General features: G+C 73.3%; 23 protein-coding genes and 1 tRNA gene. 13 read left to right on the top strand and 11 right to left on the bottom strand.

The features are described 5' to 3' along the window. Positions 1 to 89 precede the first annotated feature (89 nt). Positions 90 to 162: transfer RNA gene (locus F5972_RS07800), tRNA-Ala, on the top strand. A gap of 64 nt (positions 163 to 226) precedes the next feature. Here F5972_RS07800 and F5972_RS07795 read toward each other — a convergent pair. Continuing rightward, entirely contained in the window at positions 227 to 679 is a 453-nt protein-coding gene (locus tag F5972_RS07795; RefSeq protein WP_150932482.1) for a winged helix-turn-helix transcriptional regulator, read from the bottom strand. Positions 680 to 795: 116 nt separating this feature from the next. On the opposite strand from F5972_RS07795, the gene F5972_RS07790 reads away from it, so the two are divergent. Together F5972_RS07790 and F5972_RS07785 are read left to right on the top strand one after the other, a co-directional pair. Then, the gene (locus F5972_RS07790; RefSeq protein ID WP_150932480.1) at positions 796 to 1,500 is read left to right on the top strand and encodes an SDR family oxidoreductase; all 705 of its coding nucleotides are present in this window, start codon (positions 796 to 798) and stop codon (positions 1,498 to 1,500) included. 45 nt (positions 1,501 to 1,545) lie between these two features. After that, a complete protein-coding gene (locus F5972_RS07785; RefSeq protein ID WP_150932478.1) occupies positions 1,546 to 1,752 on the top strand; it encodes a DUF6203 family protein in 207 nt (68 codons plus the stop codon). A gap of 7 nt (positions 1,753 to 1,759) precedes the next feature. On the opposite strand, the gene F5972_RS07780 is transcribed toward F5972_RS07785, so the two are convergent. After that, positions 1,760 to 2,794 (bottom strand): GlxA family transcriptional regulator, encoded by a 1,035-nt coding sequence (locus F5972_RS07780; RefSeq protein WP_150932476.1) that lies wholly within the window; start codon positions 2,792 to 2,794, stop codon positions 1,760 to 1,762. 71 nt (positions 2,795 to 2,865) lie between these two features. On the opposite strand from F5972_RS07780, the gene F5972_RS07775 reads away from it, so the two are divergent. The 3 genes from F5972_RS07775 to F5972_RS07765 are packed head-to-tail and all read left to right on the top strand — an operon-like array spanning position 2,866 to position 5,916. After that, positions 2,866 to 4,125: an MFS transporter gene (locus tag F5972_RS07775; protein WP_150932474.1), complete on the top strand. Its 1,260-nt coding sequence runs from the start codon at positions 2,866 to 2,868 to the stop codon at positions 4,123 to 4,125. Next, a complete protein-coding gene (locus tag F5972_RS07770) occupies positions 4,122 to 4,808 on the top strand; it encodes an aminoacyl-tRNA hydrolase (protein WP_225311249.1) in 687 nt (228 codons plus the stop codon). The genes F5972_RS07775 and F5972_RS07770 overlap by 4 nt, the downstream gene beginning before the upstream one ends. Before the next feature lie 46 nt (positions 4,809 to 4,854). Further along, positions 4,855 to 5,916 (top strand): hypothetical protein, encoded by a 1,062-nt coding sequence (locus F5972_RS07765; RefSeq protein ID WP_150932469.1) that lies wholly within the window; start codon positions 4,855 to 4,857, stop codon positions 5,914 to 5,916. 1 nt (position 5,917) lies between these two features. Here the strand turns inward: F5972_RS07765 and F5972_RS07760 are convergent, their stop codons facing one another. Next, positions 5,918 to 6,823: a CPBP family intramembrane glutamic endopeptidase gene (locus F5972_RS07760; protein WP_150932467.1), complete on the bottom strand. Its 906-nt coding sequence runs from the start codon at positions 6,821 to 6,823 to the stop codon at positions 5,918 to 5,920. Positions 6,824 to 6,967: 144 nt separating this feature from the next. Here F5972_RS07760 and F5972_RS07755 point away from each other — a divergent pair, with 144 nt between their 5' ends. After that, positions 6,968 to 8,941 carry a sensor histidine kinase gene (locus F5972_RS07755; protein WP_191909990.1) on the top strand — a complete coding sequence of 658 codons (1,974 nt, stop codon included), beginning with the start codon at positions 6,968 to 6,970 and terminating at the stop codon, positions 8,939 to 8,941. Further along, positions 8,941 to 9,606, top strand: coding sequence for a response regulator transcription factor (locus F5972_RS07750; protein ID WP_150932692.1), 666 nt, complete (start codon positions 8,941 to 8,943; stop codon positions 9,604 to 9,606). Before F5972_RS07755 ends, F5972_RS07750 begins: the two co-directional genes overlap by 1 nt. A gap of 19 nt (positions 9,607 to 9,625) precedes the next feature. Here F5972_RS07750 and F5972_RS07745 read toward each other — a convergent pair whose 3' ends face one another. Further along, positions 9,626 to 11,491: a CASTOR/POLLUX-related putative ion channel gene (locus tag F5972_RS07745; protein ID WP_150932463.1), complete on the bottom strand. Its 1,866-nt coding sequence runs from the start codon at positions 11,489 to 11,491 to the stop codon at positions 9,626 to 9,628. A gap of 62 nt (positions 11,492 to 11,553) precedes the next feature. Here F5972_RS07745 and F5972_RS07740 point away from each other — a divergent pair, with 62 nt between their 5' ends. Beyond that, positions 11,554 to 12,141 (top strand): Maf family protein, encoded by a 588-nt coding sequence (locus F5972_RS07740; RefSeq protein ID WP_150932461.1) that lies wholly within the window; start codon positions 11,554 to 11,556, stop codon positions 12,139 to 12,141. A gap of 10 nt (positions 12,142 to 12,151) precedes the next feature. Next, on the top strand, positions 12,152 to 12,988 hold the full coding sequence (locus F5972_RS07735) for an EI24 domain-containing protein (protein ID WP_150932459.1): 837 nt from the start codon (positions 12,152 to 12,154) through the stop codon (positions 12,986 to 12,988). Here F5972_RS07735 and F5972_RS07730 read toward each other — a convergent pair. Continuing rightward, positions 12,961 to 14,553: an ABC-F family ATP-binding cassette domain-containing protein gene (locus F5972_RS07730; RefSeq protein ID WP_150932458.1), complete on the bottom strand. Its 1,593-nt coding sequence runs from the start codon at positions 14,551 to 14,553 to the stop codon at positions 12,961 to 12,963. The two genes, F5972_RS07735 and F5972_RS07730, sit on opposite strands and share 28 nt — an antisense overlap. A gap of 219 nt (positions 14,554 to 14,772) precedes the next feature. On the opposite strand from F5972_RS07730, the gene F5972_RS07725 reads away from it, so the two are divergent. Then, complete coding sequence (locus F5972_RS07725) at positions 14,773 to 15,864, top strand: DUF4192 domain-containing protein (protein ID WP_150932456.1); 1,092 nt, start codon at positions 14,773 to 14,775, stop codon at positions 15,862 to 15,864. Here F5972_RS07725 and F5972_RS07720 read toward each other — a convergent pair. Continuing rightward, complete coding sequence (locus F5972_RS07720) at positions 15,843 to 16,193, bottom strand: hypothetical protein (protein WP_138462612.1); 351 nt, start codon at positions 16,191 to 16,193, stop codon at positions 15,843 to 15,845. The two genes, F5972_RS07725 and F5972_RS07720, sit on opposite strands and share 22 nt — an antisense overlap. A 224-nt stretch (positions 16,194 to 16,417) precedes the next feature. On the opposite strand from F5972_RS07720, the gene F5972_RS07715 reads away from it, so the two are divergent. Next, complete coding sequence (locus tag F5972_RS07715; protein WP_263641802.1) at positions 16,418 to 16,942, top strand: DUF1707 and DUF4870 domain-containing protein; 525 nt, start codon at positions 16,418 to 16,420, stop codon at positions 16,940 to 16,942. A gap of 37 nt (positions 16,943 to 16,979) precedes the next feature. Here F5972_RS07715 and F5972_RS07710 read toward each other — a convergent pair whose 3' ends face one another. The 5 genes from F5972_RS07710 to F5972_RS07690 form a co-directional block, all read right to left on the bottom strand. After that, positions 16,980 to 18,542, bottom strand: coding sequence for an ATP-dependent DNA ligase (locus F5972_RS07710; RefSeq protein ID WP_150932454.1), 1,563 nt, complete (start codon positions 18,540 to 18,542; stop codon positions 16,980 to 16,982). A 55-nt stretch (positions 18,543 to 18,597) separates the two neighbouring features. Further along, positions 18,598 to 20,142 (bottom strand): glycosyltransferase family 39 protein, encoded by a 1,545-nt coding sequence (locus F5972_RS07705; protein WP_191909989.1) that lies wholly within the window; start codon positions 20,140 to 20,142, stop codon positions 18,598 to 18,600. A 422-nt stretch (positions 20,143 to 20,564) separates the two neighbouring features. After that, positions 20,565 to 20,939, bottom strand: a complete 375-nt coding sequence (locus F5972_RS07700) for an FKBP-type peptidyl-prolyl cis-trans isomerase (protein WP_150932449.1) — start codon at positions 20,937 to 20,939, stop codon at positions 20,565 to 20,567. 228 nt (positions 20,940 to 21,167) lie between these two features. Continuing rightward, positions 21,168 to 21,896, bottom strand: a complete 729-nt coding sequence (locus F5972_RS36990; RefSeq protein WP_191909988.1) for a YrzE family protein — start codon at positions 21,894 to 21,896, stop codon at positions 21,168 to 21,170. 85 nt (positions 21,897 to 21,981) lie between these two features. Then, positions 21,982 to 23,421 carry a GuaB1 family IMP dehydrogenase-related protein gene (locus tag F5972_RS07690; protein WP_150932447.1) on the bottom strand — a complete coding sequence of 480 codons (1,440 nt, stop codon included), beginning with the start codon at positions 23,419 to 23,421 and terminating at the stop codon, positions 21,982 to 21,984. A 104-nt stretch (positions 23,422 to 23,525) separates the two neighbouring features. Between F5972_RS07690 and F5972_RS07685 the strand changes: the two genes are divergently transcribed. Beyond that, positions 23,526 to 24,035, top strand: coding sequence for a GyrI-like domain-containing protein (locus F5972_RS07685; protein ID WP_150932445.1), 510 nt, complete (start codon positions 23,526 to 23,528; stop codon positions 24,033 to 24,035). The last annotated feature ends 11 nt before the right edge of the window (positions 24,036 to 24,046 follow it).

Below are 24,046 nucleotides of genomic sequence, written 5' to 3'. Positions count from 1 at the left end.
CCCGGGGCGGGCCCGCTGACCGGTTTTCGGTTAGGCGCTGCCCCGGAAGTCCTATACACTGGCGACGCGCCGCCGGGCGGCGTGGGTAAGGGGCTATAGCGCAGCTGGTAGCGCACCTCCATGGCATGGAGGGGGTCTGGGGTTCGAGTCCCCATAGCTCCACCGTCACCGAATCATCTCAGGAGCCGTCCTCCGCCGGGAGGGCGGCTCTCGGTGTTCCGGCCGGTCAGTGGCCGGTGCGTACGAAGGCGACCGCGTCCAGCGGGACGGTGTGCCCCTCGGGGTCGGTGAAGGACACGTCCAGCCGGGCCCCGGTCCGCCGATCGCGGCGTTCGACCGTCGGTCCCGCCAGCCGGGGCACGTGGCGGTCCCCCCACTGCTGCAGCGCTCCGAGGATCACGAGTGCGTCGCGGCCCGAATCGGTCAGGTGGTACTCGTACCGGGTGCGGGCTCCGGTGTCGCGGTAGGGCCGCTTCTCGACGACGCCCGCACGGGCGAGCGTCGCCAGCCGGGTGGTCAGCAGATTCGTGGCGATCCCCAGGCGCTGCTGGATGTCGGCGAAGCGGACGACTCCCGTGTGCAGCTCCCGCATTATCAGCGGCGTCCACCGCTCTCCGAGGAGGGTCACCGCCCGCTCGATGGAGCACGTCATCGAGTCAGGGAGTTCGGTGGTCGTCATCGCACGCCTCGATCGCTCGTCGCCGGTGGGGTCCAGGCTAGCCCGGGAAAGCTAGCTTGCAATTTTAAAGTTAGGTCTCTACCGTGGACGCCAAGCCGTCGAGGGATGGAGACACGATGAGGATCGAAGGATCGGCCGCGCTGGTCACGGGCGCGAACCGCGGGCTGGGACGACGTTTCGCGACCGCGCTGCTGGACCGCGGCGCCGCCAAGGTGTACGCGGCGGCGCGCAGGCCGGAGACGGTCGACCTGCCGGGCGTGGTGCCGCTCGCCCTGGACATCACCGACCCCGCGTCCGTCCGGGCCGCCGCCGAGCGGGCCCGCGACGTGAACCTGCTGATCAACAACGCGGGGATCTCCACGGGCTCGTCGTTCCTCGCCGGTGCGTTCGACGACATCCGCCTGGAAATGGAGACGCACTACTTCGGCACGCTCGCCATGGCTCGTGAGTTCGCCCCTGTCCTGGGCCGCAACGGGGGCGGCGCGATCCTCAACGTGCTGTCGGTGCTGTCGTGGTTCACCGCCCCGCAGGTGGCCGGCTACTCCGCGGCCAAGGCCGCCGCGCTGCAGCTCACCAACAGCCTCCGCCTCGAACTGAAGGAGCAGGGCACGCTCGTCACGGCGCTGCACGTCGGATACATGGACACCGACATGGCCGCCCACGTCGACGGCCCCAAGATCGACCCGGCGGAGGTCGCCGCCCAGGCCCTGGAGGGGATCGAGCAGGGGAGCTTCGAGGTGGTCGCCGACGACACGAGCCGCCAGGTGCGGGCCATGCTGTCCGGCGACGTGGCCGGCCTGTATCCGCAGCTGGCGTCCTGAACGGCGGGCACATGATCGCGCTCGCCCCGGGTAGGGGCGAGTGCCATGAAGAGAATCCTTCAGCTCGTCGTCACCCGCTGGCTGGCCCGTACGCCGATCGGGATGGTCGTGCTCGGCCTCGGCTGGCTGTTCGCCCGCAAGCGGCGCGCGGACCAGCGGCAGCAGTCGCAGACCCAGGTGCGCCGTGCGCCGGGCCGCCGGTCGGACCACCGGTACGACCGGCGGAGGCCGGTCGCGGGCGGCCGCCGCTGATCACCCGTCAGGAGAGCGCGGCGGGGGTGCGGAACGTCTGCCGGTAGGCGAGCGGGGACACCCCGACGGCGGCGTTGAGGTGCTGCCGTAGCGAGACCGCGCTGCCGAACCCCGCCTTCCCGGCGATCGCGTCGACCGGCAGGTCGGTGGTCTCCAGCAGATGCCGGGCGTGCGCGACGCGCTGCCCGGCGAGCCACCTGGCCGGGCTGAGGCCGGTCTCCTCCCGGAACCGCCGGGTGAAGGTCCGCACGCTCATGCGGGCGTGCGCGGCGAGGGCGGCCAGGTTGACCGGTTCCTCCAGATGTTCCAGCATCCACGCCCGGGTGGGGGCGGTGGTCGTCCCCGCCGGGTCGGGCAGCGGCCGCTCGATGTACTGGGCCTGGCCGCCCTCCCGGAACGGCGGCGTCACGCACCGGCGGGCGGTGCGGTTGGCCACCTCGGTGCCGTGGTCGCGCCGGATCACGTGCAGGCACAGGTCGATGCCCGCCGCCACCCCGGCCGAGGTCAGCACGTCGCCGTCGTCGATGAACAGCACGTCCGGATCAAGCCGTACGCGGGGGAAGAGGGCGCGGAAGGCCGCGGCGTGGCGCCAGTGGGTCGTCGCGGGCCGCCCGTCCAGCAGACCGGCCGCGGCGAGCACGAAGGCGCCGGTGCAGATCGAGATCAGCCGGGCCCGCCCGGCGACCGCCAGCAGCGCCTCGCGCACCTCCTCGTCGAGCCTGCCGTCCGTCAGCGCGCGCCCGTCGTGCACGCCCGGCACCACCACCGTGTGCGCCGTGGCCAGCACGTCCAGGTCGTGGTCGGGGAGGACGCGGTAGCCCGTCCGGGTCCGCACCGGCCGCCCGCCGGGGGAGCAGGTGACGACCTCGTAGAGCGGCCCCCGTCCGGAGTCACGGCCGGGGGCGCGGTCGCGCGCGGCCGGGAACACCTGCCCGGGGATGCCCAGGTCGAGCGGCGCGAAGTGGTCCAGGACCATTACAGCGACCCGATGCACGGCTGGGTGCACGGGTGGGCGCACGGCTGGGTGCGTGACCGGAGACATGGCCGGATTCTTTCACATGTTGACCTCCCGGCCACTGTCCGCCCGGTAGGCGCGACGGGAGGATGCTCGCCATGAAGTCGTTGCACCGTGCCTGGACAGTGGCCGCCGTCGCCTTCGTCGCGATCATCGGGGCGGCCGGCTTCCGGGCGACGCCGGGCGTGCTGATAATGCCGCTGCAGGACGAGTTCGGCTGGACGAGGGGCACCATCTCACTGGCGGTGTCGGTCAACCTCATGCTCTACGGGCTGTGCGCGCCGTTCGCGGCGGCCCTGATGGACCGCTTCGGCATGCGCCGGGTGGTCGCCTGCGCCCTGCTGCTGGTGGCCGCCGGCAGCGGCCTCACCGTGTTCATGACCGCGAGCTGGCAGCTCGTCGCGCTCTGGGGGGTCCTGGTCGGGGCGGGCACCGGCTCGATGGCGCTCGTATTCGCCGCCACGCTGACCGACCGCTGGTTCGTCCGGCACCGCGGCCTGGTCACGGGCGTGCTCACGGCGGGCGGCGCCACCGGGCAGCTGGTCTTCCTCCCGCTGCTCGCCCACCTCGTGGAGGCGCAGGGCTGGCGGCCGGCCTCGCTCACGGTGGCCGGGGCCGCGCTCGCCGTCGTCCCCCTCGTGTGGTTCCTGCTCAGGGACACTCCCGAGGAGATCGGCCTGACCGCGCTGGGGGCGGACGGGCCGGTCGTCCGCACACCGGGAGGGGGCGCCGCCGCGCGGGCCGTACGGGTGCTGCGGGACGCGGCGCGCACCCGCTCCTTCTGGTACCTCGCCGGGGGTTTCGCCATCTGCGGCGCGAGCACCAACGGCCTGGTCGGCACCCACTTCATCCCGGCCGCCCACGACCACGGCATGCCCGAGACCGTCGCGGCCTCGCTGCTGGCCGTCATCGGCGTGTTCGACATCGCCGGCACGATCTTCTCCGGGTGGCTGAGCGACCGCGTGGACGCGCGGCTCCTGCTCGTCGTCTACTACGCCCTGCGCGGGCTGTCGCTGCTGGTCCTGCCGCAGTTGTTCGCCGCCACGACCGAGCCGAGCATGCTGGTCTTCATCGTCTTCTACGGCCTCGACTGGGTGGCCACCGTGCCGCCGACCGTCGCCCTGTGCCGCAGGATCTTCGGCGCGGACGGCGCGGTGGTGTTCGGCTGGGTCTTCGCCTCCCACCAGGTCGGCGCGGCCGTCGTCGCCACCGTGGCCGGCGTCACCCGCGACCACCTGGGCAACTACGACCTGGCGTGGTACGGCGCCGGCGCCCTGTGCCTGCTCGCGGCGCTCATGTCGTCCCGCATCGTCACGCGTGTCCGGGACCGCGGCGAAGCTGCGATCCTTGTCGGGTGACCGAGCGCGTTCTTCCCCTGGTCGTACGCATCGAGCGGGCGGCGCCGCCGCGCCGCACCGACGCGCTGGAGGCGGCCGCGGCCGCCGTGCCGCGGCTGCTCGACCATGCGGAGAACAGGGCGGAGAACAGCGCGGAGGACGGGGACGAGTGGAGCGGGGAGATCGCCGAGTGGCAGGACGGCCGGATCAGGAAGGTGGTCAGGCGGGCCCGCGGGGCGGAGTGGCGGCGGGCGCTCGCCCTGCCCGGGATCACCGTCACCGTGGGCACGGCCGAGGTGCGGGTGCATCCGCCGGTGCCGCTGGACGACTGGCCGCGTGACCTCGCCCGGCTCCAGGTGTCGGGCACCGATCTGGAGGACGACGCCGTTCCGCCGGAGCCCGGCCCCGGCGACGTGGTGCTCTGGGTCAACCCCCGGCTGACGATGACGGCGGGCAAGGCGATGGCCCAGGCGGGCCACGGCGCGCAGTTCGCCTGGTGGGGTGCGGGCGAGGCGGACAGGGCGGCCTGGCGGGGGCGCGGCTTCGCCGTACGCGTCCGGACGGCGGGCGCCGGCCGGTGGGACGCGCTGGCCGGGAGCGGCCTGCCGGTGGTCCGGGACGCCGGGTTCACCGAGATCGAACCAGGCTCGGCGACGGTCGTCGCGGACGCCCCCTGGCTGCGGGTGGGCGTTCCCGATCTGTGATGGGGAAGGCACCCGAAAAACCGGGATATGCCGTACGCTCCCGATCGTGTCACCTGGGGACTATGGGACGAAGGCCGTGCCCTCCTACATAGCGGCCGAGGCCGAGACCACGCCACTGCCGAAGATCACGGTCCCGCCGCCGGCACCGGCGACGAATTCCGGCAAGGGCCTCGGGGACCTGCCGATGCGGGTGGTCTACCGGGCGGTCGCCGTGGCCGCGGGGGTCGGCATCCTGGGCGCGGGCGCCGCCTTCGTGGTGCTCGGCCGGGGCACTCCCGCGCCGGCCGAGGTACGGGGCCCGGCCGCCCAGGGAGCGACCCAGCAGGTGGTCCTGCCGAGCGGGTTGGGCAGCCCGGCCGCGGTGGCAGGCGGCGCGGGGACCGACACAGGGAACGGCGGAGGGATCGGCACGGCGACCGAGGCCGTGGCGACGCCCGGCCTGAGCCCGCTGTCGAGTGCCAGCCCGCTCAGTGCCAGTCCACTCGGTGCCGGCCCGCAGGCCAGTGCGAGTCCTCCCGGTGCGAGCCCCGAGCCCTCGCCCGACACCGCGATGGCGGCGGCCCTGCACGATCCCCGGGTGCCCACGCTGCCCGCGAACGAGCGCAAGCTGCGCCGCCTGCACGGGCATCCGGCCCGCATCCGCGGCCTGGTCAAGGACCGGCGTTCGGGCGTGGCCCTGCCGCGCTTCACCAAGTCGTGGACGCTCGCCAAGGCGAGCCCGTTCGCCTCCCGGCAGGTGCTGCCGAAGGTCAAGGGCATGTCGTACCGCGGCCTGCTGGTCTCCTGCCCGGTGCCGATCCCGCAGCAGGAGACGCTGCGCGACACCGCCTTCCTGGCCGCGCGGTGGACGCTCAACCACCACCCGTCCGGCGCGACGATCACCTGGACCGCCTCCCAGCCGATGAAGGCGGGCAAGCGGAAGGGCTGGCTGCTGGGCTACACCGTGCACTACACGGTGAAGGGCAAGAAGCGGACCTCCGCGGCGGCGCTGGCCCTCGTGGACGTCAAGGACAAGAAGCCCGCCGTCGTGTTCGTCACGATCCCCGACAGCCAGAAGAAGCGCTGGCGCGACATCAACGCGGTGATGTCCTCCGTCAAGGCGCTCTGACTCAGCGGGAGCGCGGGCGCCGCCACAGGCGGCCGGTCAGGAGCACGGCCACCGCCAGCCCGGCCGTGGTGAGGGCGCCGCCCTCGCCGACCATCCAGGCCGACCTGTCATGCGTCGAGGTCATCGCCTCGGCCACGAAGTACAGCGACGCGTTCACCGTGGCATGGCACACCAGGACGGGCCAGATGCTCCGGGTGCGAAGCCGCAGCCACACGAGCGGGAAGGCCAGCGTGACCGTCTGGAGTGTGAACATCAGCATCGCGTACGGCACCGCCACGCCCTCTTCCACCGCCCCCGGCACGAACAGCATCAGCGGGTAGTGGAACGCGGCCCAGGCCAGGCCGAGGATCACCGCCGTTGTGGCCGGGCTCCTGCGCGCGGCGAGCCTCATGACCAGCAGGGAGCTCCAGCCGAGCTGCTCGCCGAGCGCCAGGACGACGAACGGCACCACACCGGGAACGAGGCCGAGCAGCACGCCGAGTGCCGGATGCAGCCCGGTGGACCCGGCGAGGTCGCCCGGGTCGAAGCGGGCGGCACCGGTCAGCCAGGCCGTGCCGTACGCGATGCCGATGCCGAGGACGGGAACGGCCCAGGCGGCGGCGAGCGTGCGCCAGGGTACCCGGTGGAAACCCCAGTCCACGGCGCGGACGCCTCCGGCGGCCAGGCACGCGACGAGCGCGGCGAGCGCGGGCATGAACGCCTGGCTGTACATGGCGATCTGGGTCCCGATGGGAGCGTCGCCGATTCGGTCGAGGTCGGCGCCCTGCGAGACGGCGAGGGCGACGACGGGCAGCACGAGGGCGGCCAGGGCGACGCCGTAGACCCCGAGCCGCGGCTCGCGGGCGGTGGGAGCGGCGGTCCTGGTGTCGGTGTCGGTGTCGATGGCGGTTGACGTGTTCGTTCGCATGGGCCGATTCCAGCGTCCCGGCGGTCCCGCCCGCCTGAGGGTGAGGTCCCGTTCCGTCCCGTGCGACGGACCTGGGCGGAGTCCCGGATGGGACGGGACCCGGGTCCCATTCCCCTTCGTGCGCGAATGTCCAATGATGTCCTGATGCGAAGCGGTGTGTGGCCCCGAGGTCTCTGGGCGATCCCTGTCCTGTGCGGGGCGGCCGTCGTCGCCGGCGTCGCGCTGACCGCGGCCGCGCCCGTCCTGGACACCACCTATCTCGTGCTCGACGCGGTCGCCGGCCTGACCTGTCCGGCGGTGGGCGTGCTGATCCTCTCGCGATGGCGGCGGCACCTCGTCGGCCTGCTGTTCTGTCTCAGCGGCGCCGGGCTGGCCCTCCAGGCACTTTCCGGGGGATACGCCGCGTACGCAGAGTCGCACGGGCTGCCCGGCGCCCTGGCGGCCGCGTGGGTGACGAACTGGGTGTTCTTCACCGGCTTCGGGCCGCTCCTGCTGCTCCCCATGCTGCTGCCCGACGGACGGCTGCCGTCGCCGTGCTGGCGGCCGGTCCTGGTCGCGGCCGTCGCCGGGATGACGGTGCTCCAGGTCATGCTCATGCTTCGGGACCGCATCTGGGTCTGGGGGCGGGAGGTGCCCAGCTCGTTCGGTTTCGTCCCCACCAAGCCCGTGGTGGAGCTCACGTTCGGCGTGGTGGCGCTCGGGCTGGCCGCGTCGGGGATGGCGGCGCTGGCCGCACGGGTCACCCGATCCGACGACAGGCGACGTCTCCTGCCGGTGTTCGCGGCCGTCGTCGCGGTGGGGCTCGCGGTGGCCGCCGACACGCTGCTGCCGCCCGATCCGCCCGTGGGCGTGTGGCTGCTGGCCGTGGCGCTGCCGCTGTTCCCTGCGGCCACGGCGGTCTCGATCTTCCGCTACCGGTTGTTCGACATCGAGGTGCTGATCCGGCGCACCGTCGTGTACGCGCTGGTCACGGTCACGCTGCTGGGGGCCTACCTGGTCACCGTGGCCACGATCGGCACGCTCCTGCGGGCCGGGAGCGGGATGTTCGAGCCGCTGGCCGCCACCGCCGTCGTCGCGGTGGCGTTCGCACCCGCGCGCGACGCCGCGCAGCGGGCCGTCGGCCGTCTGCTGTTCGGCAACCGGGGCGACCCCGCGGCCGCGTTGTCCCTGCTCGGCCAGCGCCTCGAGTCGTCGGCCGACCCGACGCGGCTGCTCGAACGGGCGGCGGAGACCGTGGCGCACACCCTGCGGCTGCCCGCGGTCGCCGTGCTCGCCGCCGACGGCACGCCGGTCTGCGCGGAGGGCGGTGTCCCCGGCGACGGCGTACGTCTGCCGCTCGTGGTGGGTGGACGCGTGGAGGGGGAGCTGCGCGCGGCTCCCCGGTCGCCGGGCGAGGTTCTGTCGGCGGCGGACCTGGCGGTGCTCGACGACCTCGCCCGCCAGCTCGCGGTCGCCCTCGCGGCCGTTCGGCTCGCCAGGGAGGTGCAGACGTCGCGGGAGCGGCTGGTCATCGCCAGGGAGGAGGAACGGCGCAGGCTCCGCCGTGACCTCCACGACGGTCTCGGGCCCGGCCTCGCCGCCATCGGCGTAAGGCTCGACGTGATAGAGGCCACGGCCGCGGGTGTGTCGCCTGCCGTGCGATCGTCGCTGTCGGAGGTCGGGCAGCTCGTCCGGGGGCTCGTCGGGGACGTGCGGAGGATCGTTCACGACCTGCGCCCGCCGGCGCTCGACGAGCTCGGGCTGGCCGGAGCCTTGGAGGACCTGGCCCTGGAGACGGAGGAGACCGCGCAGGGCGGCCCCGCGGTCAGGGTCCGGGTGCCGGAGCCGCTTCCCGAGCTGGGGGCCGCCGTCGAGGTGGCGGCGTACCGCATCGCCCAGGAGGCGCTGGCGAACGCCCTGCGGCACGCGCAGGCCAGGACCGTCGAGATCGTCGCACGGATCGAGCGGGGCGGGCTGGTCCTGCGGGTCCGCGACGACGGCCGGGGGCTGCCCGAACCGCTCGTCGAGGGCGTGGGGTCGGGCAGCATGAGAGAGCGCGCCGTGGAACTCGGCGGCGTGCTGTACAGGACGTCCGCCTCCGGGGCGGGCACGACAGTGGAGGCGGTGCTGCCGCTGTGATGAACCCCGAGGCCGATTCGGAGACCGCCGAGCCGATACGCGTCCTGCTGGCGGACGACCACCCGCTGCTGCGGCACGGCCTGCGGACGCTGCTGGAACAGGTCGGTGGTGCCGAGGTGGTGGGCGAGGCGGGGGACGGCGAGGAGGCCGTCGCCCTCGCCCTGTCGCTGCGCCCCGACGTGGTCGTGATGGACCTGGTGATGCCGGGCACCTCGGGGATCGAGGCCACCCGCCGGCTGATCGACCGCGAGCCCGCCCTCGGCGTGCTCGTGCTGACGATGAGCGAGGACGACGCGTCGGTGTTCGCCGCGCTGCGGGCGGGCGCGCGCGGCTACGTCCTGAAGGGCACGGGCGGGGCGGAGTTCATCGCCGCCGTTCGGTCCGTCGCCCGGGGGGAGGCCGTGTACGGCCCCGCCGTGGCCCGGCGCATCCGCAGGTTCCTGGCGTCCGGCCCGGACGTCACGCCCTTCCCCGAGCTGACCGCCAGGGAGCGTGGTGTTCTCGACCTGCTCGCGTCCGGCAAGTCGAACGCGGAGATCGCCCGCGCCCTGTTCCTCAGTCAGAAGACCGTGAAGAACCACCTGACGTCCGTCTTCGCCAAGCTCCAGGTGGCCGACCGGGCGCAGGCCGTGGTGCGCGCCCGCCGCGCGGGCCTCGGCGAGTGAGCGGCGGGGACGGCCGGGCTCAGCATTCGGCGAGGACGATCACGGAGTCACCGGCGGTGAACGTCACCGCCCGGGACCGGTCCGGGTTGAGCACGACGCCGTAGTGGGGCGGCTCCCCGGACTTCGCCGCCACGCGGTAACCGATCGCGGTCTCGCCACGGCGCAGGGCCGACTCCACGATCGTGCGGAAGGCGACGGGCCCGCCGGTCGTCACGTAGTCCTCCACGGGCCGGGGATAGACCTCCGAGCCCGCGGAGTCGAAGAGATAGCCGAAGACCTCGGCGAGGTGCGGGTTCTCGGCGAGCTGGGCGAGTAGCAGGCCGATGACGGTGTCGCTGATCACGATGTCGTCGGCCTCGGTGACCTCGGCCAGCGCCCGGTTGTTCTCGTCGTGCATCTCGCTCACGATCGAGTACTTCTCCCCGAGGGTCGCCTGCATGTCGCGCAGTTGCAGCAGCGTCATCAGCGTCCGGTTGTCGGCGTGGCGGGGATCGTGCCGGTCGTCGGAGAGCACGATGACGTGCTGGTAGACGCCGACGCCGAGGGACTCCAGGGCGTACCTGTCGGTGCCGTCGCACTCCTTGACGTTCACCGTCAGGTTGCGCAGGTCCGCCAGGCCGGCGCCGGCGCCGGGGTGGTCGCCGGCGACGTCGAGCACCGATCCGGGGGTCACGTAGCCGTCCAGGTAGCGGATGATCCGCGCGGCCCGGCCGTTCCAGCCGAGCATCAGGGTGCGCTCCGGGGCCGGCGCCGGGGCCGTCGCGGGGACGATGTGCCGTTCGTCCGCGGGAGCCGTTCCGTTCGCCAGGCGGATGAGCGAGTCGTCCTGGGCGAGCACGACGATCTCGTCGGACGTCCCGATCACCGTGTCCGGCGGCGGGTTGAGCATCACACCGCCGGGTGTGCGCAGGCCGAGGACGGTCGCGGTCGCGTACGCGTCGAGGGCCTGGCCGTATGTCCTGCCGGCGAGGGAGGGATCGCGCCGGAGGTAGATCTCGCCGCCGTCGAAGTTCAGCAGGTCCATGCAGACGACGGACACGCCGGACTGCCGGGACGACTGCACGATCAGCCGCGCGGCGATGTCGTCGCTGTCGACCAGGTGGACGCCGGGCCCTCCGGCCAGCCGGGCGGCGGCCATGTTGCGCGAGGAGGCGATGGCGGCGACCACCGGCGGATGCTCGCCCGCCCGCTTGGCCAGCGCGAGCAGGGTCTTGACGACGTGCGCGTCCGGGTCTTCCGTCTCGGGGGACAGCACCACGATCGCTCGCGCGGTGCTCAGGCTCAGCAGGTCGAGGTCGGCCGGCTCGGTGGGCCGGCCGGTGCGGCACACCAGGCGCGTCCTGCCCGTGTCGCCCACGTGGGCCCGGATCGCGTCCTCCATGGCGGGCTTGTCCCTGTCGGCCAGGATCGCGATGACCGAGCCGTGCTGGCTGGCGTGCGCCCTCGTGAGCTCGGAGACGATCGTGTAGAGCTGCTCGGACCAGCCGAGGATGACGGTGTGGCCGCTCTCGATGACGCGGGAGCGGCCCTTGCGCAGCTCCTCGATCTTGGCGCGCAGACCGGTGGAGAGCACGCCCACGAGGATGCTGACGATGAAGATGCCGCCGAGGGACGCCCCCAGCATGATCGCGAGGAACGGCGCCGTGCCGGCGTCTCCGGCGATCTTGCCGGGGCTGAGGGCGTGCATGAGCGACAGCCACAGCACCCCGGGCCAGCCGTCGTGCCGGAGCGCCTCGTCGGGGGCGAACCACATCGTCAGCGCGCTGACCACCACGATGAGCGCCAGCGACACCAGGGCCAGCCACCCGATGAGGGCGGCCGTGCCCTTGGCCATGGTGTTGTCGAACCAGTAGCGCGCGCGCTCTTTGAGCGTGGCTTTTGACACCGGCGTCCCCCATGTGTGATCGGTAAACGTCAGACATAGTAGAAGCGACTAGGCTTCACCATGTGACGGAACTGGTGCTCGCCTCGGCCTCGCCCGCCCGCCTCGGTGTGCTGAGGGCGGCCGGGCTCGACCCAAAGGTGATCGTCAGCGGGGTCGACGAGGACGCGATCACGGCCGCCACTCCCGAGGAGCTCTGCCTGAAGCTGGCCGTGGCCAAGGCCGTCGCGGTGTCGCTGACGCTCGGCGACGGCATCGTGATCGGCTGCGACTCGGTGCTCGAACTCGACGGCGTCGCGTACGGCAAGCCGGGAACGCCGGAGGAGGCGGTGCGCCGCTGGCACATGATGCGGGGCAGGACCGGCCGGCTGCTGACCGGGCACTGCGTCAAGGACGTGGCCGGAGGACGCACGCGATCCGAGGTCGCCGCGACCGTGGTGCGGTTCGGCACGCCGTCGGACGAGGAGATCGGCACGTACGTCGCGAGCGGTGAGCCGCTGCGGGTGGCGGGGGCGTTCACCCTCGACGGCCTGGGCGGCTGGTTCGTGGAGGGCATCGAGGGCGACCACGGCAACGTGCTCGGCATCTCGCTTCCGTTGATCCGCCGCCTGCTCGCCGATCTCGGCGTGCCGGTGACGCGCCTTTGGCGCTAGCCTGCCCGCCATGAGTGGCATCGAGCGGCCCGCCGGGCGGCGTGGCGTCGGCGGTTTCGCCGAGGGGATCGGCTTCTGCTTCCGCGGGCTCGGATGGGTCGCCCGGCATCCCGGCTGGTGGTTGTTCGGGCTGATCCCGGCCCTGATCTCGCTCGCGATCTACGTCGCGGCGCTGGTGTGGCTGGGCACGCACGCCACCGACGTCGCGGCCTGGGTGACGCCGTTCGCCGACGACTGGGGCTGGCGGGACACGTTCCGTGCGCTGGTCGGCTTCATGATCTTCGTCGTGGGGCTCGCGCTCTCCGTACTGACCTTCACCGCCGTCACCCTCGTGATCGGCGACCCGTTCTACGAGAAGCTTTCGGAGAAGGTCGAGGACGACCTGGGCGGGCTTCCCGGCGGCGACCCGCCCTTCTGGTCGTCGCTGTTCCGGTCGGTCCGAGACAGCCTCGTCACGCTGTGGTACGTCGTGCTGTTCACGGTGCCGCTGTTCGTGCTCGGTTTCGTGCCGGTCGTGGGCCAGACCGTGGTGCCCGTGGTCGGCGCGTTCGTCTCCGGGTTCTTCCTCACGGTCGAGCTGACCGCCCTCGCCATGGAGCGGAGGGGCCTGCGGCGCAGGGAGCGCTTCGCCCTGCTCCGCGCCAACCTGCCGGTCACGCTCGGGTTCGGCGTGCCGCTCTTCCTCTCGTTCATGGTGCCGCTCGTGAGCGTGGTCGCGATGCCGGGCGCCGTGGCCGGAGCCGCGATGCTCGTGCGCCTCCGGCTCGCGCCGGCGCCCGCACCGGAAGATCAGGCATCAGGAGGCCGGGCGCCGGGAGGTCAGGCCAGGGACACGAGACCGGCGTAGCCGGCGTTCCACATGTCCTCGACCCCGTCGGGCAGCAGCAGGACGCGGTCGGGACGCAGGGCCTCCACGGCTTTCTCGTCGTGGGTGACCATCACGACGGCGCCCTGGTAAGAGGCGACCGCCGCCAGCACCTCGTCCCGTGACGCCGGGTCGAGGTTGTTGGTGGGCTCGTCGAGCAGCAGCACGTTGGCCTGCGAGCCGACCAGGGTGGCGAGCGCCAGACGGGTCTTCTCGCCGCCGGACAGCACGCCCGCGGGCTTGCCCGCGTCGTCCCCCGCGAACAGGAACGAGCCGAGGATCCGCCGCACCTCGCCGTCGCCCAGGTGCGGCGCGGCGGCGGCGAGGTTCTGGGCGACGGTGCGCGCCGGGTCGAGGGTGTCGTGCTCCTGCGCGAAGTAGCCCAGCCGGAGACCGGGACCGTGCACCACGCGGCCCGAGTCGGGGCGTTCCCGCCCGGCCAGGATCCGCAGCAGCGTGGTCTTGCCCGCGCCGTTGAGACCGAGCACGACGAGCCGGCTGCCCCGGTCCACGGCCAGGTCCACGCCGGTCAGCACCCGCAGGTCGCCGTACGCCTTGGCCAGGCTGATCGCGCCGAGTGGGGTGCGGCCGCAGGGGGCGGGCTCGGGCAGCCGGATGCGCGCGACCTTCTCGGCGCGGCGGACCGGCTCCACCGCGGCCAGCATGCGGTCGGCCCGGCGCGCCATCTCCTTGGCCCGCACGGCCGTCGACTTGCCGGCGCGCATCCTGTCGGCCTGGGCGTGCAGCGCGGCGGCCTTGCGTTCTGCGACCGCCCGCTGCCGGGCGCGCCCGCACTCGGCGGCGTCACGGTCGGCCAGATAGGTGCGCCAGCCGGTGTTGTGCACCTCCAGCGCGGCCCGGTCGGCGTCGAGGCGCCAGATCCTGTTCACGGTGTCGTCGAGCAGCGCGGTGTCATGGCTGATCAGGACCAGCCCGCCGGCCCGGCTCGCGAGGAACGACCGCAGCCAGGCCACTGAGTCGGCGTCCAGGTGGTTGGTGGGCTCGTCGAGCAGCAGCGTGCCCTGCCCGGCGAACAGGATGCGGGCGAGTTCGACGCGGCGGCGCTGCCCGCCGGACAGGGTGCCGACCGGCTGGGTCATGACCCGGTCGGGCAGGCCGAGCCCGGCGGCGATGCGGGCGGCCTCGGCCTGTGCGGCGTATCCGCCGCGGGCCTCGAACTCCGCCTCGGCCCGGACGTACCGCCGCATCGCCCGCTTCCGCTCGGCGGGGTCGGCCATGGCCGTCTCGGCGGCGCGCAGCGCGCGCTCGGCCTCGTCGAGGCCGCGTGCCGACAGGATGCGGGCGGCGACGGAGAGGGACGGATCGGCCGCCGCGGGATCCTGCGGGAGATAGCCGACCTCGCCGGTCCGGGTGACGGTGCCCGCGACCGGCTGCAGTTCGCCGGCCAGGGTCTTCAGCAGGGTGGTCTTGCCCGCGCCGTTGCGGCCGACCAGGCCGACGCGGTCGCCGGGGGCGACGTGGGCACTGACGTCCGACAGCAGGAGACGGGCGCCGACGCGCACGTCGACACCGCGAAGGGTGATCATTTGTTGACGCTCCGGAGAAGCTCAAGGACACACGGGTGGCGTGGAAGCGGGTGTCCGAGCTAAGAGATCCGGGGCAGAGACATGGCGGCGAGTGTAGGCCGAGTGCCCGGCCCGGTGCCAATGGTTTTCCGGCTGCCGGGTTGTCCACAGGGGGACGGCTGTCCCCAGAGCGCGCTTCGGCCGTCTTGGGGGTGCGGCGGTCCGGCGAGGCTTGCCGCTATGACGACTCCGAAGCTCGTGCTCTCGAGCCCGGCGGACATCCTCTCCGCGGTGCCCTATCTCGTCGGTTTCCACCCGGCCGACAGCCTCGTGGTGACCGGGTCCACCGGTCCCGAGGTGCGGCTGACGACGCGGTGGGACCTCCCGGCCGATCCCGGGGAGCTCGACCGGCTGGTCCCGCTGCTCCGCCGCGAGGCGGTGACCTCCGCGTTCCTCGTGGGGTACGGCCCAGGCGCGCTCGTTACCCCCGTCGTCGACGAGGTGACCCGGCTGCTGCTGGCCGGGGACATCCGCGTGACGGAGAGCCTGCGGGCCGAGGGCGGGCGCTACTGGTCCTACTCCTGCGGCAGCGCGACCTGCTGCCCCGCCGAGGGCACGCCGTACGACATCGGCGGCAGCCGGGTCGCGGCCACGGCCGTGATGCACGGGCTGGTCGCGCTCCCCGACCGGGGCAGCCTGCGCCGCTCCGTCCAGCCCTGCGGCGGGACGCGGATGCGGCAGGCCACGCTCCGCGTCGTGGCGGCCCTGCGCACGCGCCTCGCGGCCCTCGATGCGGCGACTGCGGCGGCGGGTGAGGCGGCGACGGACCTGGATGAGGAGGCCGCGCGGTTCGTCGGCGAGGCGCTGGCGCGGGTGCGCACGGCGATCGAGCTTTACGACTCGGGAGGCCGGCTGGGCGACGAGGGGGCCGCGCGGCTTGGGCTGGACCTCGCCGTGATCCGGGTGCGGGACGAGGCGTGGGCGCTGATCGACGACCGGGACGCGCATCTGGCGTTGTGGCGTGATCTCACCCGGCGGCTGGAGCCGGGCCACGCCGCTCCCGCCGCCTCGCTGCTGGCGGCGGCGGCATGGCAGCGGGGGGAGTGCGCCCTCGCGGGCATGGCGCTGGAGCGGGCCCTCGACGCCGATCCGGGCTACTCGATGGCGCTGCTGCTACGGCAGGCGCTGACGCACATGATGTCCCCCGCCATGCTCCACGACCGCATGCCCACCCCGGCGGAGCTCGACGACGAGATGGGCGCCCCGAGGGCGGTCTGGCTCGCGCCGCTGCGCGCGCTGCTGACGCCGGCTCAGACCGGGTCGCTGTCCTGAGCCTGGCGACGGCGCTCGTTGTAGGCGCGCATCCGCGCGGGATACCCGGTGAGCTGCACGTCGTAGACCGGCAGGGCGAGATCTCTGGCGACCTTGGCGATGACGGCGGGCGATCCGACGCGGCGGCGGGTCCACTCCCCGTCGTGGGCCACGGCCACCGCCGTGGTGTCGGTGGCGAAGGTCTCGGGCTCGACGTAGAACTCCACACCACGCCGGGTCTTGGCGAACTCGATGAGCGCCTCGATGTCGGCGTCGGTCGCCTCGCGGTCGAACTTGGCCACGCGGAGGCCGCGCCGCCGCCGGAGCCCGTAACGATCTCGCCATCTCATAGTGCTTGTATACCGTGCCACAGATCACGATGGCGTTAAGGGAACGGTCTCGGGGCCATGTCGGGGATGTCCCTGATGCCGGGGGCGCCTCCCCGGAGCAGGATGGAGGCAGACTTGAGACAAGCCGAGCAGGCCGTCGACGGAAGGCGATGTTCATGATGCCCGCGACAGCGACACCACCGTGGCAGGGCCGCCCGGCCCCCATGCCGCACCCTCAGTTGCGCGTGACGAACCAGGACCGTGAGCAGGTGGTCGAGCACGTCAAGGCGGCCTACGCCGAGGGCAGGCTCGACAAGCACGAGATGGACGAGCGGCTGGACCGGGCGATGACCGCCCGCACCCACGCCGACCTCATGCCGATCATGAACGACCTGTACGGCGCCCGCCCGGCGTACGTGCCCCGGCCGCCCGCGTCCTTCGCTCCCAATCCCGCCCTGGAGGGAGGCGACCGGGCCGGAGCGGCGGCCGCGCACCTGTTCGCGCTGGCGGGCTTCTTCGTCGTCGGCCCGCTGCTGATGATGGTGACCGCGGGCCGCACGTCCCCCTACATCAGGCGGCACGCGGTGGAGGCGCTCAACTTCCACCTCACCGTGCTCGGCGCGACCATCCTGCTGCCGTTCACCGTCGTCGGGGTCGTGCTGGTGCCGGTGGTCTGGGTCCTCGGGCTGGTCCTGTCCGTCGTCGGCGGGGTGTCGGCGATCGCCGCCACCGAGTTCCGCTACCCCCTGACGGTCCGCCTCGTGAAGTAGGCCCGTGAAGTAAGCCCGTGAAGTGACGCCGGTGACGTCAGGGCATGATCGCGCGGACGGCGGCGACGGTGTCGGCCTCCTCCGGCCGCTTGTCCGGGCGGTAGCGCAGCACCCGGGCGAACCGCAGCGCCATGCCCCCGGGATAGCGGCTTGACCGCTGCACCCCGTCGAAGGCGATCTCCACCACCAGCGTGGGCGTGAGCGCGACGACGTAGCCGTCCCCAGGGCCGTCCCCGGGGCCGTTCCCAGAGCCCTCGGCAGGGCTCTCCGCGATCCGCAGGAACTGCTCGGTCTGCCAGGTCAGCAGTTCGTCGGTGAGGCCCTTGAACGTCTTGCCGAGCATCACGAATCCGCCCGTCTCCGGGTCGTAGGCGCCGAGGTGCAGGTTCGACAGCCAGCCCCGGCGTCGTCCGCTGCCCCATTCGGCGGCCAGCACGACCAGGTCAAGGGTGTGCCGGGGCTTCACCTTGATCCAGCCCGCCCCCCGCCGGCCCGCGGCGTACGGCGTGCCCAGCGACTTCACGACGACGCCCTCGTGCCCCCGGCGGACCGCGTCGCCGAAGAACGCCTCGGCCTCCTCGGCGTCCCCGGTGACCAGGCGCGGGGTGATCAAATCGGCCGGGACCGCCGTCTCCAGCGCGGCGTGCCGCTCCTGGTCGGGCAGGTCGAGCAGGTCGGCCCCGCCCACCCGCAGGGCGTCGAAGAAGAAGACGGTCAGCGGCACGGTCTCCCGCAGCGACGCGACGCCGGTCCTGCTGGCCACCCGCCCCGAGGTGACCTGGAACGGCTCGGGACGGCCGTCGGGGCGCAGGGCGAGGACCTCGCCGTCCAGGACCAGATCGGTGCCGGGCAGGCCCAGCACCGCCTCGACCAGCTCCGGAACCTGACCGGTGATGTCGTCGAGCGTCCGGGTGAAGACGGCGACGTCGTCGCCCGACCGGTGCGCCTGGACCCGTACGCCGTCGAGCTTCCACTCGACCGCGGCGGGGGCGCCGGCCTTCTCCAGCGCGGCGGTCACACTGGCCGCGCTCTGCGCGAGCATCGGCGCGACGGCCCGCCCGACCTCCAGATGGAACGCCTTGAGCTCCGCCACCCCGCCGCGCAGCGCCGCCGCCCCGACGGCGGGCAGCGAGCCACGCAGGGTCAGGGCCCGGCGCACCTCGGCGGAGGGAACGTCCGCCGACCTGGCGATCGCCTCGATCATCACGCCGTCGAGCGCCCCCTGGCGCAGCTCGCCCGTCAGCAGCCGGTGCAGGAACGACTGCTCCTGCCGCGTCACGGCGCCGAACAGCTCGCCGAGCAGCTCCCGGCGCGCGGCCTGGGAACCCGTCCCCGACTGGGCCTTGATGCGTTCGAGCAGCGCGTCGACCTGGCCGAGGGTCGCCGTCGCGATCTGGCGCGGCTCGGGAAGGTCGGAAAGGCTCCGCCAGCCCACGCCGATCTGACGCTGCGGCAGCTCCCCCGACAGGTAGGCGATGGCGATCTCGGCCTCGTCCGGGCCCACCCTGCCGAGCAGCTCGGCCAGGTGCCTGATCTTGGCCAGCCGCGCCGAGTCTGCCGCCACGGCCGCGGACGTCCGGGCAAGGTCGATCAGCAACACAACGTAATCCTGCCTTACCGGATGGGCACGTGCCCAGGCAGGGGGGCGAGTCGCCTCAACTGTAGTGACGCATGAGCGGCCACAGCTCGCGCCAGGGCCGGAGGGGGTCACGGCAGACCGTGATCGGCACGCCCTGCTCCTCGCCCGGCATCCCGCTCACCGTGCCCGCGACCGAGCAGGCGGCGAAGACCGTGCGGAGACGGCCGGGCGGATAGCCGACGGAGACCGTCACCCGGGTCCCCTCCGGCGGCGGGCCCCACCACCACAGCTCGTTGTGGCCGCTGTAGACCGCGGGCAGGCCGAAGTCGCCCGCCCAGCGGCGCAGCGCGCCGGCCTCGCCGTAGTTCCCCGCGAGCAGCACGGCCCCCGCCCGCTCGCCGGCGGGCAGCATGGCCACCACCCGCCCAGTTTGCGCCGCCAGGTCACGCATGCCCACCGACTCGCGGGCGACCTCGTTGATCGCCGCGACCGGCGTCCCCGCGAGTGACGCGGCCGGGACGACCGGCAGCGCCAGGACCACCGCGACCACGGCGTTGAGCGCCAGCGCCACGACGAGGACGGGCCGCCTCCGCCATCCGGCCGCCGTCACGCACCCGGCCGCGAACAGGTAGAGCAGGAAGGCGCCGGCGTAGTCGGGGCGGCCGCCCGACAGCAGGATCAGCGCGCAGGCCACGGGGTAGGCCAGGGCCAGCGAGCGGACCCGCCGGTCACGCCAGAGCCGCAGCCAGCCCGCCACGCACACCACCGCCTGCGGGGGACCCAGCAGCAGGATCTGGAGGGGGACGAAGGCGATGCGGTTGTCCGCCCCCTCGTCGACGCGCAGCGCCTCGGCCATCTGGAGTTGCGGCCAGTCATGGGTGACCTGGTAGACCAGGTTGGGCGAGGCGATCGCCAGGGCCAGGAGGGCCCCGAGCCACAGTCGCCTGTCCCGCAGGGCCCCGCGCGGGCCGGCGACGACGAGGCCCAGGCCGGCGCAGCCGAGCAGCAGCACGATGAGGTCGCGGTTGTAGGACGTGATCCCGGCCAGCAGGCCCGTCCAGAGCCAGTAACGGCCGTCGCCGCGCAGCAGCACCCGGAGCAGGCACAGCGTGACCGCGAGCCACAGCACGAGATCGGGGGTGAGGGTCAGCAGCGAGTGTCCCGCGAGCAGCGGCAGCACCGCGCCCGCCGTGCCGGCCGCGGCGAGGACCTGCGCGGAGCGGCCTGTCTCCGAATCCCGGGCGGCCAACTCCCGGGCGACCAGCGCGGCGAGGACGACCAGCGCCCCGGCGCACAGGGAGGGGACGATCCGCAGCGCGACGACCGTGTCCCCGAAGACCGCCGTAGAGAGCCGGGCGATCATCGGCGTGAGCGGCGGCGTGTCGAAGTATCCGAGCCGGGGGCGTTCGCCCAGCATGCGGAAGTACAGCTCGTCGCGGTGGTAGCCGTACCAGGGGCTCACCGCGAGCAGCACGGCCACGACCGCGGCGGCGAGCGCGACCACGGCCCGGGGCAGCCGGACGAGGGGTGACTCCACGGGGGGCGGCTGTGTGGGAGGCGGTTGTGCGGGAGGCACGGTGCTCGCCGGGCCGCCCGCCGCGGCGCTCGGAGGCTCGGCCATACGGGGACCGTCATGAGAGGGGCCGTCATGAGGAAGATCGCCGTTCATGCGGCAATCATCCCCGACGAGGCCGGGACCTCATAGGCTTCGCCGGGCGGCCTCCCACGGCCCGGGCGGCGTCCCGCGGGGCCCAGACCCGCCCCGGACACCCCGATCCCGGACGCTCGATCCTGGGCGCTCGGCCCCGGGCGGCCTGCCACGGCCCGGGCGGCGTCCCGCAGGGCCCGGACCCGCCCCGGACACCTCGATCCCCGGACGCTCGATCCCGGACCCTCGATCCTTGGCGGCCTGCCACGGGCCGGGCGGCCTCCCACGGGCCCGGACCCGCACCGGACACCCCGATCCCCGGACGCTCGATCCCGGCTGTCGGCCCGGACGCCCGGACGTCCCGGGGTGCGCGTGGCCGGGCGGCGGGGGAGCGGTCAGCCGACGCCGAGGAGGTCGACGACGAAGATGAGCGTCTCGCCCGGCTTGATGACGGTGCCCGCGCCGCGGTTGCCGTACCCGAGGTGCGGGGGGATCGTCAGCCGCCGGCGGCCGCCGACCTTCATGCCGGCCACGCCGCGGTCCCAGCCGGCGATGACCCGGCCGCCGCCGAGCGGGAACTGGAACGGCTGCCCGCGGTTCCAGGAGGCGTCGAACTCCTCACCCGAGGAGAACGCCACCCCGACGTAGTGGACGGTCACGTTCTGCCCCGGCCTGGCCTCCGGGCCGGTCCCCTCAACGAGATCGGCGATCTCCAGGTCGGCGGGCGGCTCGCCCTCGGGGAAGTCGATCTCGGGCTTCTCCAGTGCCACGTGGCTCTCCTGTCCTGTCCGTGCCGGACGTTCCGGCGGCAGACGACTCTACCGCCAGGGCCGTGCGGTGATCCCGCGACGGCGGCCGACACGACGACGCCTTCCCCGCCGTGTCCGGACGCAGGCGGGGTCCGGAAGCAGGTGGGGAAGGCGTCGTGGTGTCCGTGGAAACGGCGCTGTGGGAAACGGCGCTGTGGGAGGACGCGAGGGAAACAGCGCCGGGGGACGTCACATCCGGCGGCCCCGCGACAGCCCGGCCTCGTCCCGCGCCTCCTCGTCCCGAATCTCCCTGTCCCGAATCTCCCTGTCGCGGACGTCCCTGTCGAGGGAGTCCTCAGCGCGCTCCTCGTCCGTACGGAGGTCCTCCTGCGGGGCGGTGTCGCCGGAGACCGCCGTAGGCGGCGTCACGGGCTCGGTGACGGCCGGTGTGGCGGGTCCGGCGGACGGCGGCCGCTGGACGACGACCGTGTCGGCCGGCTGCACCCCGCCCTGCAGCAGGGCCTGCGCCTGGTCCAGCATGGTGGCGGCCACCAGCACGTCGTAGCGCCCGGCGACGATCGAGCTCCGGGAGGAGAAGTCGCGCGTCCCGCCGGTGAAGGCGTGGCCGACGAAGCCGAAGGCGGCGCCCGCGATGGCCCCCCACAGGATCGACCACAGCACGAGCCCGAAGAACGAGGTCGTGGTCGAGGTGAACAACCCGAGGAACATGCCGACGATGAGCCCGAAGACCGCGCCGCTGATCAGGCCGGTCAGCGCGGCCCTGCCGTTGGTGAGCCGCCCGGTGACGGTCTCCTCCAGGCGCAGGTCGCTGCCGATGATCGCGCTGTTCTCCACCGGGAAACCGGCGTCGGACAGGGTGTCGACGGCGCGCTGCGCCGCGGCGTAGTTGTCGTAGCTGACCAGCAGCCGTCTGTCGACCGCCGGACTGGCCGGCTCTGCGGCCGGTGAGTACTGCATGAGCGCCTCCGCGGGATAGTGCGGCCGGTACGAGGAACCCCACTACCCCGGCGGAGCCCGATATTCCTTCCGGGAATCGGTGCGGTCACCAGCTCTGGTGCAGCGGCATGCCCTCGCTGTAGCCGGATGCGCTCTGCATGCCGACCACCGCACGCTCGTGGAACTCCTCCAGCGTGGTGGCGCCCGCGTAGGTGCAGGAGGACCGCAGGCCGGCCACGATGGCGTCGATCTGGTCCTCCACGCTCGGCCGCGCGGGGTCGAGGTACATCCGGGAGGTCGAGATGCCCTCCTCGAACAACGCCTTGCGGGCCCGCTCGAACGGTGTGTCCTCGGCGGTGCGCAGCCGTACGGCGCGGGCGGAGGCCATGCCGTAGTTCTCCTTGTACTTGCGGCCGTCGGCGGCGGTGCGGGTGTCGCCGGGGGACTCGTACGTGCCGGCGAACCACGAGCCGATCATGACGTTGGCCGCGCCCGCCGCGAGCGCGAGCGCGACGTCGCGGGGGTGGCGCACGCCTCCGTCGGCCCAGACGTGCCGCCCGAGACGGCGGGCCTCGGCCGAGCACTCCAGCACGGCGGAGAACTGCGGGCGCCCGACGCCGGTCATCATCCGGGTCGTGCACATGGCGCCGGGGCCCACCCCGACCTTCACGATGTCGGCCCCGGCCTCGACCAGGTCGCGTACGCCCTCGGCGGTGACGACGTTGCCCGCGGCGACCGGCACGGCGGGGTCGAGCGCGCGTACGGCCCGCAGCGCGCCGATCATCTTCTCCTGGTGGCCGTGCGCGGTGTCGACCACCAGCACGTCGACGCCGGCGTCGAGCAGTTCCTTGGACTTGGCGGCCACGTCGCCGTTCACCCCGACCGCGGCCGCGATCCGGAGCCGGTTCCGCGCGTCGACGGCGGGCTGGTAGAGGGTGGAGCGCAGCGCCCCGGTGCGGGTGAGGATCCCGACGAGCCCGCCGTTCTCGTCCACGACGGGGGCGAGCCGGTGGCGGCCCCCGTGCAGCGCCTCGAACGCCGCCTGCGGGTCGATCCCGCGCGGCAGCGTCTGCGGCGAGGGGGTCATGACCTGGGAGAGCTGGGTGAACATGTCGACGCCGTGACAGTCGGCCTCGGTCACCACGCCGACCGGGCGGTTGTCCCAGTCGACCACGATGACCGCGCCGTGGGCCCGCTTGGGCAGCAGGGTCAGCGCCTCTCCGACGGTGTCGTGCGGGGTGAGGGCGATGGGCGTGTCGTGGACAAGGTCGCGGTTCTTGACCCAGTCGACGACGTCGGCCACGACCTCGATCGGGATGTCCTGGGGGATGACGGCGACGCCGCCGCGCCGGGCGATCGTCTCGGCCATGCGGCGGCCCGCGACGGCCGTCATGTTGGCGACGACGACGGGGATCGTGGTGCCGCTTCCGTCCACCGTGGACAGATCCACGGCCAGGCGGGACCCGATCGAGGAACGGGAGGGCACCATGAAGACATCGCTGTACGTGAGATCGTAGGGCGGCGTCACATCGTTGAGGAATCGCACGTTTGTCCAGCCTACGTTGTGAGCGGTCGTTTCCGGCATTCCCGCCCGCCGACGAGAGCAGACCCGTCCACGGGATACATTGACCTCGCCTGAGAGGAGCACAAGTGATCATCGTTGACCGTCCGGAGACGCTTGTCGTCGGCTACGTCGTACGGACGACCAACGCGGCGGAGGTGGACCCCTCCCTCGCCCGGCTGCCGGCCCTGTGGGCCCGCGCCGGAGCGCCGGGGGCGTTCGCCCACGTGCCGGGCCGGGTCGACGAGAACCTGTACGCCGTGCTGACGGACTACGAGAGCGACCACAACGGCGCCTACACGCAGATCGTCGGCGTGGCGGTGCGCACGGCCGCGCGACTGCCGGAGGGCATGGTCGCCGTACGGGTGCCCGGCGTGCCCTCGCTGATGGCCGAGGCGCGGGGACCCCTGCCCGGGGCGCTGATCGACGCCTGGCAGCAGGTGTGGAAGCACACCGAGTCGGGCGCGACCCCGGCCCGCGCCTTCACCACCGACCTGGAGATCCACCACCCCGGCGGAGTCGACCTCTACGTCGCGACCCTGCCGTCCTTCGGCGAGCCCTCCGGGCCCCCGGCGCAGGTCCAGGCCGCCCCCGCGTAATCATTCGGGCC

The organism is Microbispora cellulosiformans (assembly GCF_008728085.1).
Taxonomy (GTDB): domain Bacteria; phylum Actinomycetota; class Actinomycetes; order Streptosporangiales; family Streptosporangiaceae; genus Microbispora; species Microbispora amethystogenes.
The sequence above is the reverse complement of the archived record's forward strand: the minus strand, read 5'-3'. Positions and strand labels throughout refer to the sequence as shown.